Here is a 15,579-nt window from a genome sequence, read left to right as displayed (position 1 = left end):
ATGGTCCTCAGGGTTCTATGGTTACGTTATCAAGCAGATCGGAGTCGAGACCGCGCCCGCCCTGCAGCTTTATCATCAGCCGCAGATCATTGGGCGAGTCGGCGTAGGCCAGGGCTTCGGTGTAGCCTATATGCTGCTGGCTGTAGAGGTCAAACAGCGCCTGATCAAAGGTTTGCATGCCCGCTTCCCGGGACTTGGCCATGATGTCCTTGAGCCGGTGCATATCGCCCTGACGAATCACGTCGGCCACCATGGGGGTGTTGAGCAGGATCTCAAAGGCGCCCCGGCGCTGCTTGCCGTCCCGGGTCGGGATCAGTTGCTGGGCCACAATGCCCCGCAGATTGAACGACAGATCAAACTGCAGCTGGCGGTGCTTGTTCTCGGGCACCAGGTGCATGATGCGGTCAATGGCCTGGTTGGCGTTGTTGGCGTGCAGGGTGGCCATGCACAGGTGACCGGTTTCGGCAAAGGCCAGGGCATAGCCCATGGTTTCTTCGGAGCGAATTTCACCAATCAGAATGACATCGGGGGCCTGGCGCAGCGAGCTTTTCAGTGCGGCATCAAAGGACTCGGTGTCGATGCCCACTTCACGCTGGGTGACGATCGACTGCTCGTGCTGATGAATAAACTCCACCGGATCCTCAATGGTGAGAATATGGCCGCCGGAGTGGCGGTTGCGGTGGCCGATCATGGCCGCCTGGGTGGTGGACTTGCCCGAACCGGTTCCGCCGACAAACAGCACCAGCCCTTTCTTGGCCATGGCCACCTCGCGCAACACCTCGGGCAGATACAGCTCCTCAAAGGTGGGAATGCGGCTTTCGATGCGGCGAATGACCATGCCCGCCTTTTCCTGCTGCCAGAAGGCACTGACCCGAAACCGGCCGTGCTCGGGATGGTTAATGGCGAAGTTGGCCTCCTTCTCGGTGTGAAAACGCGCGCGCCACTCCTCGCTCATGCAGGACTCCACCAGCGCCAGGGCATCGGCCTCCGATAGAGCCACCTCAGCAATGGGCACCAGCCTGCCCTGGGACTTGACGGTGGGTGCCACCCCCACCGAGATATACATGTCCGATCCCTGCAGCTCGCGCATGTTTTTCAGTAATGAAGCCAGTTCCATCGTGTTCTCCGCTAGGTGATACAGGAAATGAAGGCCGGGCTCAGATCCCCTGGGGATCCACCGCCTTGATGCGGGCATCGGCGGGGGAGACCTCGCCGCTGGTCACCAGCCGCTTGAGGGACTGATCCATGGTTTGCATGCCGTGGGCCATGCTGGTCTGGATCACCGAATACATCTGCGCCACCTTGTCTTCCCGAATCAGGTTGCGAATGGCCGGGGTGCCCAGCATGATCTCGTGGGCCGCCGCCCGGCCGCCGTTGATCTTTTTCAGCAGGGTCTGGGAGATCACCGCCTTGAGCGATTCCGACAACATGGAGCGCACCATGTCCTTTTCCGCCCCGGGAAAGACGTCGATGATACGGTCTATGGTCTTGGCCGCCGAAGAGGTATGCAGGGTACCAAACACCAGGTGGCCGGTTTCGGCGGCGGTCAGTGCCAGCCGAATGGTTTCCAGATCCCGCAATTCCCCCACCAGAATAATGTCGGGGTCTTCCCGCAGCGCCGAGCGCAGGGCATTGCTGAACGACAGGGTATCCCGGTGCACTTCCCGCTGGTTGACCAGGCACTTCTTGTTGGCATGCACAAATTCAATCGGGTCTTCAATGGTGAGAATATGCTTGTTAAAGTTCTCGTTGACATGATTGACCATGGCCGCCAGGGTGGTGGACTTGCCCGAGCCGGTAGGGCCGGTGACCAGCACCAGGCCGCGGGGATATTCGGAAATGGTGCGAAAGATGTCCGGCGCATTGAGGTGCTCCAGGGTCCAGATTTCGCTCGGAATCACTCGGAACACCGCCGCCACGCCCCGGGCCTGGTGATAGGCGTTCACACGAAAACGGGCCAGCCCCGGCAGCTCAAAGGAGAAGTCCACTTCCAGGTGCTCTTCCAGTTCCTTGCGCTGGCGATCGTTCATGATGTCATATACCAGGCGATGCACTTCCCGGTGATCCTGTACCGGCAGGTTGATCTTGCGTACGTCGCCGTCCACCCGGATCAGCGGCTGCACCCCGGCGGAGAGGTGCAGATCCGAGGCGTTATGCTTTACACTGAACGCCAGTAATTCCGTAATATCCATATTCAGCCCCTGTCGTTTTTTTGGTTATCGAATGAATACTATCACACAGCATCTGCAAGACGTTTACGACAGAATAGCCGATGCCGCCCGCCATGCCGGCCGCGAGCCACACGAAACCGATTTACTGGCGGTCAGCAAGACCAAACCCGCCACCGACGTGGCCGCGGCCTGGGCCGCCGGCCAACGCCGCTTTGGCGAAAACTATGTGCAGGAAGCGGTGGACAAGATCACCGCCCTGAAAAAGACCTGCCCCGACATCGAGTGGCATCTTATCGGCCCGCTGCAATCCAACAAGAGCCGGCCGGTGGCCGAACATTTTGACTGGGTGCAGACCGTGGACCGACTCAAAATCGCACAGCGCCTCAATGATCAACGCCCGCCCCATATGCGCCCGCTCAATGTCTGCCTGCAGATCAACGTCAGCGGCGAGGCCAGCAAATCGGGACTGAGTCCCACCGAGGCCGAAGCCCTGGCCGAACAGGTGGCCGCCCTGCCCCGGCTGTGCCTGCGTGGCCTGATGGCAATTCCGGAGGCAACCGACAATTCCGACACCCTGCGGGCACAATTACTAGAGTTGAAACAACTCTTTGATAGAATGCAGAAAAAACACCCCCAGCTGGACACTCTGTCAATGGGGATGAGCAACGATTTGGAACTGGCAGTGGCCTGTGGCTCCACCCTGGTACGGGTGGGCACTGCCATCTTCGGCTCCCGCAACCCTTGAGTGATCATTGATGGAACACAGAAAACTCGCCTTTATCGGCGCGGGTAACATGTCCCGCAGCCTGATCTCCGGGCTGATCCAGTCCGGCTACCCGGCCGACCACATTATCGCCGCCAATCCGTCCCGGCCCAAGCTGGATGCCCTGGCCGCCGACTTTGGCATTTGCACCACCCAGAACAACCTCGAGGCCATTGAGCAGGCCGAGGCGGTGGTACTAGCGGTCAAACCCCAGATGATGGCCGCCATGCTCGGCGAGCAGCTCGCCGCCGGCGCCCGCTTTGATGGCAAGCTGCTGATCTCCATCGCCGCCGGCATCAGCGTGGCCCGGCTGGAGCAAATGGCCGGTGGCCACAGCAACCTGGTGCGCACCATGCCCAATACCCCTTCACTGCTGGGGCTGGGCATGACCGGGCTTTACGCTCGCCCCCATGTGGCTCAGGCCGACCGGGACTACTGCCAGCACATGATGGAAGCGGTGGGCCAGGCACTGTGGGTGGCCGAGGAAGACGGCATCAATCAGGTGATCGCCGCTGCCGGCAGCGCCCCCGCCTATTTTTTCCTGTTTATGGAAGCCATGGCCAAAGAGGCCGAGCGCAACGGCTTCTCCGCCGATGAGGCCCGTCTACTGGTGCAGCAAACCGCCCTCGGCGCCGCCAACATGGTGGCCGCCAACCCGCAGTTGTCTCTGGGCCAGTTGCGTGAGCAGGTCACTTCCAAGGGCGGCACCACCGCCGAAGCCATTCGCAGCTTTAACGACAACGGCCTCGACCGTCTGGTGGCAGACGCCATGGCCGCCGCCGTGGCCCGTGCCCGGGAACTCGAGAGCCAGCTTTAAGGACCCATGATGAACACCGCTTATTACCTGATTAACACGGTTTTCGATCTCTACCTCATGGTGGTGCTGTTGCGTATCTGGCTGCAATTGGCCAGGGCCGACTTCTACAACCCCTTCAGCCAGTTCGTGGTCAAGGCCACCAACCCGGTACTCAAGCCCCTGCGCCGGCTGATCCCGGGCTTTTTCGGCATCGATATGGCGGCGGTGTTGCTGGCGCTGATAGTGGCCACCATCAAACTGGCCCTGTTCAAGGCCATGAACCTGCTGTACGCCGACTGGAGTACCGTGGTGCTGGTGGGGCTGATCACCGTGCTGAAAAAGGCCGGGGTTATGCTGTTCTGGATTCTGATCATTCGCGCCCTGCTGAGCTGGGTGAGCCAGGGCCGAAGCCAGATTGAATATGTCATGTACCAGCTCACCGAGCCCCTGCTGGCGCCGCTACGCCGTGTGATCCCACCCATGGGCGGGCTTGATTTGAGTATTCTGGTGGCCTTTATCGCGCTGCAGGCGCTGAACTGGCTGATGGGGGATCTGTTTGGCCCGCTGTGGTGGCAGCTGTAACCTTTCGGGCAATCACGGAGCGTGGCTGGAGAGCGGCGGCGCTCCTGACCTAAACTTTTGGTGACCGCCACTGGAAATAAGGAATCGTTATGTTCAAAGCAATGCTCACCGCGCTGGCCCTGCTGTTTGCCCTGCCGGCCTCGGCCGAGGAAACCCGCATCGGCGACTGGACGGTGCATTACAGCGCCTTCCCCTCCACCTTTCTTTCCCCTGAAGTGGCCCAGGGCAACAACATAGAGCGCAGCCGCTACAACGGCCTGCTCAACATTGCCGTGCTCGACGCCGACGGCAAGCCGGTACAGGTTTCCCTGAGCGGCCAGGGCAAGAACCTGCTCGGCAACGTACGCCGGCTGGAGTTTCAGACCATTCGCGAAGGGGAGGCCCTTTACTACATTGCCCAGTATCCCTACCGCAATGAAGACAATGTGCTGTTCACCATCGATATTCAGGGCGCCCGACAGGGCGGCGAACTGAGCTTTCGCCATACCTTCTATACCGATTGAGCTCTTGCGGGCCGGTGAGGGGTGAAGCGTAAGGGGTGAGGAGCAGGTCACGGCTGGCACCTCCCCACCTCACACCTCACCCCCTATCTCCTCACCCCTATCCCCTCACTCCTCACCCCACTCTCCTTCCCCCCTCACATCTTACGGTCACGGTGGTATCATGCCCGCTTGCGGTATTCCACAGGAGCGAAAGGTGACTCAACAAATCGTACTGGCCTCCGGCAACGCCAAAAAAGTAGCCGAACTGCAGAGCCTGCTGGGTGGACTGGGCATGACCGTGGTGCCCCAGACCGAGCTGGGCGTGACCGATGCCGATGAAACCGGCACCACCTTTGTGGAAAACGCCATTATCAAGGCCCGCCACGCCGCGCAAGTGACCGGCCTGCCAGCCATTGCCGACGACTCCGGCCTGGCGGTGGACGCCCTCGGCGGCCGCCCCGGCGTCTATTCCGCTCGCTTTGCCGGTGAGCATGCCACCGATCGGCAAAACCTCGAGCTGCTGCTGGAGCAAATGCGGGAGGTCCCGGCCGACAAGCGCCAGGCCACCTTCTGGTGTGTACTGGTATTTATGCGCCACGCCGACGATCCCACGCCGCTTATCTGTACCGGCCGCTGGCAGGGTGAAATCACCACATCGCCCGAAGGCGAGAACGGTTTTGGCTATGATCCGGTGTTTCTCGTGCCGGAAGCGGGCAAGACGTCCGCCGAGCTGACCCCGGCCGAAAAAAATCGCCACAGCCACCGCGCCAGCGCCCTGCATCAACTGCAGCAACTGCTGCAAGAAGCTATCTGATGCTGACACTGCCGCCGCTCAGTCTGTATGTGCACATTCCCTGGTGCGTGCAAAAGTGCCCCTATTGCGACTTTAACTCCCATGCCTTAAAGCACGACATTCCCGAGCAGGAATATATAGATGCCTTGCTGCAGGATCTGGATGCCGATCTGCATTTCGCCCAGGGACGCAAGCTGCACAGCATCTTTATCGGCGGCGGCACCCCCAGCCTGCTGAGCCCCGAGGCCATCGGCCGGCTGCTGGCCGGCGTGCGGGAGCACCTGCCCTTTGAAAACGACATCGAAATCACCCTGGAAGCCAACCCGGGCACGGTGGAAGCAGGGCGCTTTGGCGGCTTTCGCGAGGCCGGCGTCAACCGCATCTCCATTGGCGTGCAAAGCTTTCAGGGCGAAAAGCTCAAGCGCCTGGGCCGCATTCACGATCCCGAGCAGGCCCGCTTTGCCGCGCGGGAAGCCGCCGGGGTGGGCCTCAACAGCTTTAACATCGATCTGATGCACGGCCTGCCGGAACAGCGCCTGGAAGACGCCCTGTTTGATCTGGAAAAGGCGCTGGCGCTGGCGCCGCCGCACCTGTCCTGGTATCAGCTCACCATAGAGCCCAACACCCCCTTTGCCTCGCGCCCGCCGGCGCTGCCGGAAGACGACACCCTGGCGGAGATCTATGAGCGCGGCCACGAGCTGCTGCTGGCCCATGGCTATCGGCAATATGAAGTTTCCGCCTACGCCAGACCCGGTTTCGAGGCGAAGCACAACCTCAACTACTGGCGCTTTGGCGACTACCTGGGCATCGGCTGCGGCGCCCACGGCAAAATTACCCTGCCGCTACAGGGACGCATTCTGCGCACCGTCAAGGTCAAGCACCCCAGGGGCTATCTGGAGCCGTCGCGACCCTACCTGGATCAGCACTGGCACATAGCGGCGCAGGATCTGTCGCTGGAATACTTCATGAACCGGCTGCGCTTGTTCGAGCCCATTCCCAAGGACGAGTTCACCGTCCTCACCGGCCAGCCCCGAGAGCGGCTGCAAGCCCCGCTGGCCGAGGCGTTGCGGCTGGAGCTGCTGGAAGACAGTGGCACACACTGGCGGGTTACGCCGCTGGGGCGGCGCTTTCTCAACCGGTTGCTGGATTTGTTTCTTGAGGAGTGAAGCGGGTACACTTGCGGCTATTATTGCCCTGAACCACAGGCCAAGCGCGTTATGTCATCACTGGTTTACGAATTTCCGCTCAATGAAAAGTGCCGCAACTACCTGCGGCTGAACGAGCTGCTGCAACAGATTGAACAGTGCCGGGGGCTGAATGCGCCCGGCCAGGCCACCGCCCTGTTCAAAGCCCTGCTCGATACCCTGGAGTTGCTGGAGCGCTGCGATCTGCGCGCCGATCTGGCCAAGGATCTGGAGCTGCAAAAAGGCCGGCTGGAAGCCTGGGCCCAGGTGCCCGGGGTAGACGCCGCCGCCCTGGCCCAGTTTTCCCACAAGCTGGAGTCCCTCAGCCAGCAACTGCCCCGCAGCGCCCGTCTGGGCCAGACCCTGCGGGAAGACCGGCTGCTCTCGGCGGTGCGCAGCCGCTTTGCCATTCCCGGCGGCCTCTGCCCCTTTGACGTGCCCCAGCTGCATCACTGGCTGCACCAGCCGGTGGAACGCCAGCAGCAGGATCTGGATGGCTGGGTGGATCAGCTCGCCCTGCTCAAACAGGGCCTCAGCCTGCTGTTAACCCTGTGGCGGGAGAGCAGTCAGTTTCAGCCCCAGCGGGCCAATGCCGGCTTTTTCCAGGACAGTGCCGAGCATACCGACATGATTCGGCTGCGCCTGCCCGCCGAGCTGCCGGTATACCCTGTGGTCAGCGGCAACAAATACCGTTTTACCATTCGCTTCATGCCGGTGGGCAACACTGACATCGGCAACATCGACTTTGAACTGGCAAACATCAAATGAGCACGATCACGACCGTCCCCTGCCCCACCTGCGGCACCGCCGTGGAGTGGGGTAAACAAAGTCCCTTTCGCCCCTTCTGCAGTAAGCGCTGCCAGCTGATCGATCTGGGCGAATGGGCCGATGAGGAAAAACGCATTCCCGGCGAGCCCGCCTGGCTGCCCGAACAGGATGGCGAAAATGAGTTCTGAGGGTAAAAAATCGATACTGGTGGCGGTGGGCGTGGTGCAAAACGCCGCCGGCGAGATTTTTGTCTGCCGCCGCGGCGAGAGCCAGCACCAGGCCTTTAAGTGGGAGTTTCCCGGTGGCAAGGTGGAAAGCGGTGAAACCGTGGCTCAGGCCCTGGCCCGGGAGCTGGAAGAGGAAATTGGCATTCAGGTAAGCGTCTGCGAACCCTTGATGCGCATTGACCATGACTATGGCGACAAGCGGGTGACCCTCGATATTCGCCGAGTCACCGCCTTTACCGGCGAGCCCCACGGCCGCGAGGGCCAGCCCAGCCGTTGGGTGCCGGTGCCAGAGCTGCACCACTACGACTTTCCCGCCGCCAACCGCCCCATCCTAGACAAGCTGCTGGAACGCTGATCACAGCGGCAGGCTCGGCCCGTCGCAACCAGAATAAGTGACGACGGTGCCGGCTAAGCCTGCCGGCGCTGAAGACGTGACGCTATCGGTTTCGTAATCCACCCAGAACCGTTCATGCGCATACGACACAAACTGTTGCTGACCCTGCTGCTGGCTAGCTTGCTTCCGACGGGTCTACTGTCCTACCTTACCCTGCACCAGACTTGGGATCAGGCCGAGCAGCGTCTGCAGGAGTTGAGCCTAGCCGAAATCCGCACCCTGGAGCAGGCCTTCGCCGACTATTTCGATCAAATCGGCCAGAACGTTGACTACCTCGCCTCCTCCCCCATCCTGGCCCGGGCCGACACCAGCCTGAGCCACTACCATCTGGGACCGGCCCAGCGTATGACACCGGACAAGAATGGCAACCTCGAAGCCGACATCTACCGGGAATTCGAGCGTTTTGCCAACACCCATCCGGGCCTGGCCTATGTCTACATGGGCACCAGGGAGGGCGGCTATGTACAGTGGCCCCTGGGCGAGGTTACCGCCGGTTACGATCCCCGCAAGCGTCACTGGTATCAACTGGCCAGACAGCGGCCCGGCGAGGTGATCCGCACGCCGGCCTACTACTGGGCGGCCGATGACAACACCATGGTCGGCATGGCCCGCAGTTTTCGCAACCAGGCCGGTGAGGAATACGGCGTCATGGCCATAGACATCTCGCTGAAGGCGCTGACCGACATGGCCCGGCAGGCGCGCCTGGGCGAGCGCGGCTACCTGATGCTGGTGGAGGACGGCGGCACCGTGCTAGTGGATGCCGCCCGTCCGGAACACAACTTCAACCCCTTGGCCGAGCTGGAAAATCCGGCCTACCGCCGCCTGGCCGACGCCGACGACGGCATGCTCACCCTGGAACTCGAGGGCGAAACCTACCGGGCCCTGGTCTATCCCTCAGCCCGGCTGGGCTGGAAATTCATCGCCCTGATGCCGGAGCAGGAAATGCTGGCGCCGGCCCGGCAAATGCTGTGGACCACGCTGGCCACCAGCGCCCTGCTGGTGGCATTGGTATTGCTGCTGGCCTGGTGGCTGTCAGGCCTGGTGGTGAACCCCATTTTGCAGGTCAGCCGGGGGCTGAAGGACATCGCCCAGGGTGAAGGGGATCTGACCCGTCGCCTTGAGGTACTCAGCCGGGATGAAACCGGCGAGCTGGCGCGATGGTTCAATCAGTTCCTGGAATCTATCCAGCAGCTGGTGATCCGTATCAAGGACACCGCCCATCAGGTCGACACCGTGTCTGCCCTCGGCCGTGAGAACGCCACGGCGGTAGGCACCGCCAGCGGCCATCAACTGGCGGAAGTGGAGCGCATGGTCACCGCCCTGACCGAGATGACGGCCTCCGCCAACGAGGTGGCCCAAAGCTGCACCCGCTCGGCCGAGGCGGCGGCCCGGGGCCAGCTCGCCAGTGATCAGGGCAAGGCCGTGATGCTGGACACGGAAGAAAGCGTACGAGCGTTGAGCGAGCAACTGGGCCAATCGGCACGGCATATTTGCCAGCTAGAAGCAGAAAGCGCTCGTATCAATTCAATTCTGGAAGTGATCCGCGGCATCGCCGAGCAGACCAACTTGCTGGCGCTCAACGCCGCCATTGAAGCGGCCCGGGCCGGCGAGCAAGGCCGGGGCTTTGCGGTGGTGGCCGACGAAGTACGCACCCTAGCCCAACGCACCCAGGTATCTACCGCCGAGATCGACAGCCTGCTGGCCGATCTCAACCAGCAAACCCGCCAGGCGGTAGACAACATGACCGCCAGCCAGCAACAGTCAGAGCTGGCGGTACTGCGCTCGAGCCAGGCACGGGAAGCATTTGAAGCGATCAAGATATCGGTCGACGAGATCACCGACATGACGACCCAGATCGCCAGCGCTGCCGAACAACAGCACCTGGTGGCGGAGAGCTTCAACGCCCATATCGGCGCTATTCACGGCGCCGCCGGTGAGGTTAACGAGGTGTCGACCCGGGTGGCCGAACATGCCGGTCGCCAGGCCCGGCTCGCCGGCGAGCTTGGGCAGCTGATGGCCCAGTTCCGCAGCTGACGCAACCGGAGAAACGGAAAGGCCGGGCATCCCCGGCCTTTCGCACTTACTCGGATTGTTCAATCTCCAGGCTGTCCACCCGTTGCAGGCCGCGGGGCAGCAGGGCGCCGCGGCGACCGCGCTCGCCCTGGTAGTGGGCCAGATCGGCGGGCTTCAGGGTCAGCTTGCGCTTGCCGGCATGCAGGGTGACGCTGGCGTCTGCCGGCACCACCGCCAGTTGCTTGATAAAGTCTTCCCGCGCCTGCACCTTGGCACCGGTAATGCCAATGAGCTTATTGCCCTTGCCCTTGGCCAACATGGGCAAGTCCTTCAGCGGGAACAGCAGCATGCGGCCCTCGTTGGTCACCACCAGGCACAGCTCGCTGTCCACCTGTGCCACCGGCACGGGTTTCAGCACCTCGCCGCCGGCGGGCACGGTGAGCAGCGCCTTGCCGTTCTTGTTGCGGCTGACCATGTCACCGTAGCGGCAGACAAAGCCGTAACCGGCGTCGGACGCCAGCAGGTAGAGCCGATCTTCCTCGCCGGTGAGCACAAAGCGGGCCTGCTCCCCCGGGCTCAGGCTGCAACGGCCGGTCAGCGGCTCACCCTGGCCCCGGGCCGAGGGCAGGCTGTGGGCGTCCAGGCCATAGGCCCGGCCGGTGCTGGACAGAAACACCGCCATCTGGTTGCTGCGCCCGGGGGCGGCATCGAGAAAGCCGTCGCCGGCCTTGTAGCTGAGCCCGGCGCCGTCCACCTCATGGCCCTTGGCGGAGCGGATCCAGCCTTTTTCCGACAGCACTATGGTCACCGGCTCACTGGGAATCAGCTCTTTTTCACTCAGGGCCCTGGCTTCTTCCCGCTCCACCAGGGGCGAGCGGCGATCGTCACCGTATTTGTCGGCGTCGGCCAGGATCTCTTTCTTGAGCAGGGTGCTGAGGCGGCGCTCTGAACCCAGAATCTGCGCCAGCTTGTCCCGCTCGGCGGCCAGCTCGTCCTGCTCGCCGCGAATCTTCATTTCTTCCAGTTTGGCCAGGTGGCGCAGTTTCAGCTCGAGAATGGCTTCGGCCTGAGTGTCGGTGAGGCCAAAGCGGGCCATCAGCACCGGCTTGGGCTCATCCTCGGTGCGAATAATCTCAATCACTTCATCGATATTGAGAAAGGCGATCAGCAAACCGGCGAGAATATGTAACCGGGCTTCCACCTTGTCGAGCCGGTATTGCAGCCGACTGCGCACGGTCTCACGGCGAAATTGCAGCCATTCGCCGAGAATACGCTCCAGGCTCTTTACCTGGGGCCGGTTGTCCAGCCCCAGCATGTTGAGGTTGACCCGGTAGTTCTTCTCCAGATCGGTACTGGCGAACAGGTGCTGCATCAGCTGCTCCACGTCCACTCGGTTGGAACGGGGTATGATCACCAGCCGGGTCGGGTTTTCATGATCCGACTCGTCCCGCAGGTCCGCCACCATGGGCAGCTTCTTGGCCTGCATCTGGCCGGCGATCTGCTCCAAGATCTTGGCGCCGCTGGCCTGATGGGGCAGCGCGGTAATGACGATATCACCCTGCTCCTGATGGTAGACCGCGCGCATCTTGATGCTGCCCTTGCCGGTTTCATAGATCTTTTGAATATCGGCCCTGGGGGTAATGATCTCGGCCTGGGTCGGGTAATCGGGCCCGACCACATGCTCCATCAGCTCGCTGACCGTGGCCTTGGGGTGGTCCAGCAGATGCACGCAGGCATTGGCCAGCTCCCGGGCGTTATGGGGCGGAATGTCGGTGGCCATGCCCACGGCAATGCCGGTAACGCCGTTCAGCAGTATGTGCGGCAGCCGGGCCGGCAGCATGCGCGGCTCCTTCATGGTGCCGTCGAAGTTCGGAATCCACTCCACCGTGCCCTGGCCCAGTTCACTCAGCAGCAGCTCGGAGAAGCGCGACAGCCGCGCCTCGGTATAGCGCATGGCGGCGAAGGATTTGGGATCGTCCGGCGCGCCCCAGTTACCCTGACCGTCCACCAGCGGATAGCGGTAGGAGAAGGGCTGGGCCATCAGCACCATGGCCTCGTAACAGGCGGAATCGCCGTGGGGGTGGTATTTACCCAGCACGTCGCCCACGGTACGGGCGGATTTCTTGTGCTTGGACAGGGCCGACAGCCCCAGCTCGCTCATGGCGTAGATGATGCGGCGCTGAACCGGCTTGAGGCCGTCGCCAATGTGCGGCAGGGCCCGGTCCATGATCACGTACATGGAGTAATTCAGGTAGGCCTGCTCGGTAAAGGTGTGCAGCGGCAGGCGCTCCACCCCTTCCATGGTAAAATCTTGATTCATATTGTTTTATATCCTCAGGCCAGGGGGTCGACCATATTGCCCTTGGTTTCCAGCCATTCCCGGCGATCGCCGGCGCGCTTTTTGGCCAGCAGCATGTCCATCAGCTTTTCGGTGGCCTCGCTGTCGTCCACGGTCAGCTGCACCAGCCGGCGGGTGTTGGGATCCAGGGTGGTTTCCCGCAGTTGCTTGGGGTTCATCTCGCCCAGGCCTTTAAAGCGGGTGACCTGCACCTTGCCCTTTTTCTTCTCGGCGCGAATGCGCTCCAGCACGCCGTCGCGCTCGTCTTCATCCAGGGCGTAGAACACTTCCTTGCCCACATCGATGCGGTACAGCGGCGGCATGGCCACAAACACGTGTCCCGCCGCCACCAGATGGCGAAAATGGCGCACGAACAGGGCGCACAGCAGGGTGGCGATGTGCAGGCCGTCGGAGTCGGCGTCGGCAAGAATACAGATTTTGCCGTAGCGCAGGCCGGACAGATCGTCCGAGTCCGGATCCAGGCCAATGGCTACAGAAATATCATGCACTTCCTGAGAGGCCAGCACCTGGCCGGATTCCACTTCCCAGGTATTCAGGATCTTGCCACGCAGCGGCATGATGGCCTGAAATTCCCGATCCCGAGCCTGCTTGGCACTGCCGCCGGCGGAGTCCCCTTCCACCAGAAACAGCTCGCCCTGCAGCGGATCGGAGCAGGCGCAATCGGTGAGTTTGCCGGGCAGCGCCGGCCCTTGCGTGACCTTCTTGCGCACCACCTTCTTGGCCTGGCGCAGCCGGCGCTGGGCGCTGCTGATGCACAGCTCGGCCAGTTGCTCGGCCAGTTCGATATGCTGGTTCAGCCACAGGCTGAAGGCGTCCTTCACCACGCCGGAGACGAAGGCCGCGCACTGGCGCGACGACAGCCGTTCCTTGGTCTGGCCGGCAAACTGGGGATCCTGAATTTTCACCGACAGAATGTAGGCACAGCGCTCCCAGATATCGTCCGGGGTCAGCTTGACGCCCCGGGGCAGCAGGTTGCGGAATTCGCAGAACTCGCGCATGGCATCCAGCAGGCCCTGGCGCAGGCCATTAACGTGGGTGCCGCCTTGGGCCGTGGGGATCAGGTTGACGTAACTTTCCCCCAGGGTCTCGCCGCCCTCCGGCAGCCAGCACAGGGCCCAGTCCGCCGCCGAGTGTTCGGCGGAGAAGCTGCCGGTAAAGGGCGCTTCCGGCAGGCAGGGGGAGTCCTTGACCGCTTCCACCAGGTAGTCCTTGAGGCCGTCCTCATAGCACCACTCCAGGGTTTCGTTATTGGCCTTGTCGTCAAAGCGAATGGTGAGCCCCGGGCACAGCACCGCCTTGGCCCGCAGCAAATGCTTGAGCCGGGAGGCGGAGAAACGGGGCGAGTCGAAGTAGCTGCCATCGGGCCAGAACCGCACTCGGGTGCCGGTATTGCGCTGGCCGCAGGTGCCGGTGACCGCGAGTTCACTCACCTTGTTGCCATGTTCAAAGGCCATTTCAAACACCTGGCCGCCCCGGCGCACGGTGACCTCCACCCGCGAACTGAGGGCATTGACCACGGAAATGCCTACCCCGTGCAGGCCGCCGGAGAACTGGTAGTTCTTGTTGGAAAACTTGCCGCCGGCATGCAGCTTGCTGAAGATCAGCTCCACCCCGGAAATGCCCTCTTCCGGATGAATGTCCACCGGCATGCCGCGGCCGTCGTCGACCACCTCAAGGGACTGATCCTCGTGCAGGATCACCTCCACCTTACGGGCATGGCCGGCCAGGGCTTCGTCCACGCTGTTGTCGATGACTTCCTGGCCAAGGTGGTTGGGGCGGGCGGTGTCCGTATACATGCCGGGGCGACGTCGCACCGGCTCCAGGCCATTGAGCACCTCAATGGCGTCGGCAGTATATTGACTCGATGTCATGTTGACCTTCGGTAATCTGGGGTTATTGCCGGATCTTACTACTCGAAGCCCATTGCGGGAAGCCGTATGCAAAACCGCCGGAAGCCGGAAATAATATCGTTTGCAGGCCAGTGCACTGCCGTCGGCCAAAGGGCACAGCTTCGCCGGCACGCCGTAAACCCATCCATGGGGGCTCCGTTGCGCCATCCATGGCGCAACGGGCACGGCAAAGCAGACACCCTTTGCCCTCCTGAGGACACTCGGCGTTGGCTGTCAGCTTACAGGCAACGCCGGTGTTGCCCGAAGCAACAGTGGGGATTACCGAAGCCGACCGGCAAATGTCATGGCCGAAAATTGCTCCTGCATTTTCGGCATTTCCGCCATCCCTGGCGGTCAGATGCATTTGCCGAGCGCCCATGGGGCGAGCTTGCTCGCCGTGACAAAGTAAAAATGCCTGACCGAACATTGAGTATGTTCGCAGCAGGCATTTTTAGTGAGTGGCATTTACCGAAGCGTGTCGTGAAGTGTAACCGCGCTGCTGCTTCGCTTTGCAGCGGGCCAGACAGACGATATGCATTCCCACGCGGAGCGTGGGAACAAGAGACTGGTTTCCGGCTTTCAAGGCTTACAGCTGCAGGAAGCGGATGATCTGGGCGCAGTAGTGCTCAAAGCCGATAAAGGCGTGGTCGCCGCCTTTCTGAATGCAGGTTCTGGCGAAGTGGTAGTAATCGAGGGCTTCCCGGTAGTCGAGCACCTCGTCCCCCTGCTGTTGCAGCAGCCAGATGCGGTCCAGGCAGGTGGGGGCATTGACCCTGAGCTCGGCCAGCTCGGCCATATGCCGCTCGGTCAATGTGTAGCGCTCGTGGGTGTAGGGATTCACCTGCTCGCCCAGCCAATCGGCCAGTAATACATGAGGGTTCACCGCCGGGTTCACCACCACGGCGCGCACGCCATACTGCTCCGCCACTCGGGTGGCCCAGAAGCCGCCCAGGGACGAGCCCACCACACCGAAAGGAACACTCTGTTGGTCACAAATGGACGCAATCTGTTCCCAGGCCGCCGCCGGGGTGGCCGCCAGTTGCGGGCAGATCAGCTCGATATCGGGCCTGTGCTGCTGCAGGTGCTCCCGCATCAGCCGGGCCTTGATGGAATTGGGCGACGAGTTGAAGCCGTGCAGATAAAGCAGGGTCGCCATGG

General features: G+C 62.1%; 15 protein-coding genes. 10 read left to right on the top strand and 5 right to left on the bottom strand.

Annotated features, from left to right (window positions below):
- Positions 1 to 7: 7 nt before the first annotated feature.
- A complete protein-coding gene (locus OJHNALOF_RS04020; protein WP_165661231.1) occupies positions 8 to 1,117 on the bottom strand; it encodes a PilT/PilU family type 4a pilus ATPase in 1,110 nt (369 codons plus the stop codon).
- Between the two features lie 40 nt (positions 1,118 to 1,157).
- Positions 1,158 to 2,192: a type IV pilus twitching motility protein PilT gene (locus tag OJHNALOF_RS04015; RefSeq protein WP_094200385.1), complete on the bottom strand. Its 1,035-nt coding sequence runs from the start codon at positions 2,190 to 2,192 to the stop codon at positions 1,158 to 1,160.
- A 31-nt stretch (positions 2,193 to 2,223) separates the two neighbouring features.
- Between OJHNALOF_RS04015 and OJHNALOF_RS04010 the strand changes: the two genes are divergently transcribed.
- The 10 genes from OJHNALOF_RS04010 (at position 2,224) to OJHNALOF_RS03965 (ending at position 10,194) form a co-directional block, all read left to right on the top strand.
- A complete protein-coding gene (locus tag OJHNALOF_RS04010) occupies positions 2,224 to 2,916 on the top strand; it encodes a YggS family pyridoxal phosphate-dependent enzyme (RefSeq protein ID WP_094200386.1) in 693 nt (230 codons plus the stop codon).
- Positions 2,917 to 2,926: 10 nt separating this feature from the next.
- Positions 2,927 to 3,751 carry a pyrroline-5-carboxylate reductase gene (gene proC, locus OJHNALOF_RS04005; protein ID WP_094200387.1) on the top strand — a complete coding sequence of 275 codons (825 nt, stop codon included), beginning with the start codon at positions 2,927 to 2,929 and terminating at the stop codon, positions 3,749 to 3,751.
- Positions 3,752 to 3,760: 9 nt separating this feature from the next.
- Positions 3,761 to 4,312 (top strand): YggT family protein, encoded by a 552-nt coding sequence (locus OJHNALOF_RS04000; RefSeq protein WP_094200388.1) that lies wholly within the window; start codon positions 3,761 to 3,763, stop codon positions 4,310 to 4,312.
- A gap of 89 nt (positions 4,313 to 4,401) precedes the next feature.
- A complete protein-coding gene (locus tag OJHNALOF_RS03995; RefSeq protein WP_094200389.1) occupies positions 4,402 to 4,815 on the top strand; it encodes a DUF4426 domain-containing protein in 414 nt (137 codons plus the stop codon).
- Between the two features lie 160 nt (positions 4,816 to 4,975).
- Entirely contained in the window at positions 4,976 to 5,608 is a 633-nt protein-coding gene (rdgB, locus tag OJHNALOF_RS03990) for an RdgB/HAM1 family non-canonical purine NTP pyrophosphatase (RefSeq protein WP_165661230.1), read from the top strand.
- Positions 5,608 to 6,753: a radical SAM family heme chaperone HemW gene (gene hemW / locus OJHNALOF_RS03985; RefSeq protein ID WP_165661229.1), complete on the top strand. Its 1,146-nt coding sequence runs from the start codon at positions 5,608 to 5,610 to the stop codon at positions 6,751 to 6,753. The genes rdgB and hemW overlap by 1 nt, the downstream gene beginning before the upstream one ends.
- A 51-nt stretch (positions 6,754 to 6,804) precedes the next feature.
- A complete protein-coding gene (gene zapD, locus OJHNALOF_RS03980) occupies positions 6,805 to 7,539 on the top strand; it encodes a cell division protein ZapD (protein ID WP_094200392.1) in 735 nt (244 codons plus the stop codon).
- A complete protein-coding gene (gene yacG / locus OJHNALOF_RS03975) occupies positions 7,536 to 7,727 on the top strand; it encodes a DNA gyrase inhibitor YacG (RefSeq protein ID WP_094200393.1) in 192 nt (63 codons plus the stop codon). Before zapD ends, yacG begins: the two co-directional genes overlap by 4 nt.
- Positions 7,717 to 8,121, top strand: a complete 405-nt coding sequence (gene mutT, locus OJHNALOF_RS03970; protein ID WP_165661228.1) for an 8-oxo-dGTP diphosphatase MutT — start codon at positions 7,717 to 7,719, stop codon at positions 8,119 to 8,121. Before yacG ends, mutT begins: the two co-directional genes overlap by 11 nt.
- 114 nt (positions 8,122 to 8,235) lie before the next feature.
- Positions 8,236 to 10,194 carry a methyl-accepting chemotaxis protein gene (locus OJHNALOF_RS03965; RefSeq protein WP_165661227.1) on the top strand — a complete coding sequence of 653 codons (1,959 nt, stop codon included), beginning with the start codon at positions 8,236 to 8,238 and terminating at the stop codon, positions 10,192 to 10,194.
- 46 nt (positions 10,195 to 10,240) lie between these two features.
- On the opposite strand, the gene parC is transcribed toward OJHNALOF_RS03965, so the two are convergent.
- From parC to OJHNALOF_RS03950, 3 genes are all read right to left on the bottom strand, one after another.
- Complete coding sequence (gene parC, locus OJHNALOF_RS03960; RefSeq protein ID WP_165661226.1) at positions 10,241 to 12,493, bottom strand: DNA topoisomerase IV subunit A; 2,253 nt, start codon at positions 12,491 to 12,493, stop codon at positions 10,241 to 10,243.
- 14 nt (positions 12,494 to 12,507) lie between these two features.
- The gene (gene parE / locus OJHNALOF_RS03955; RefSeq protein ID WP_094200397.1) at positions 12,508 to 14,403 is read right to left on the bottom strand and encodes a DNA topoisomerase IV subunit B; all 1,896 of its coding nucleotides are present in this window, start codon (positions 14,401 to 14,403) and stop codon (positions 12,508 to 12,510) included.
- 604 nt (positions 14,404 to 15,007) lie between these two features.
- Positions 15,008 to 15,577: a YqiA/YcfP family alpha/beta fold hydrolase gene (locus OJHNALOF_RS03950; RefSeq protein WP_094200398.1), complete on the bottom strand. Its 570-nt coding sequence runs from the start codon at positions 15,575 to 15,577 to the stop codon at positions 15,008 to 15,010.
- Positions 15,578 to 15,579 lie beyond the last annotated feature (2 nt).

It is taken from the genome of Oceanimonas sp. MB9 (assembly GCF_011319775.1).
Classification (GTDB): Bacteria; Pseudomonadota; Gammaproteobacteria; order Enterobacterales; family Aeromonadaceae; genus Oceanimonas; species Oceanimonas doudoroffii.
Note: the sequence above shows the minus strand (reverse complement) of the source record. Positions and strands in the feature narration are given on the sequence as shown.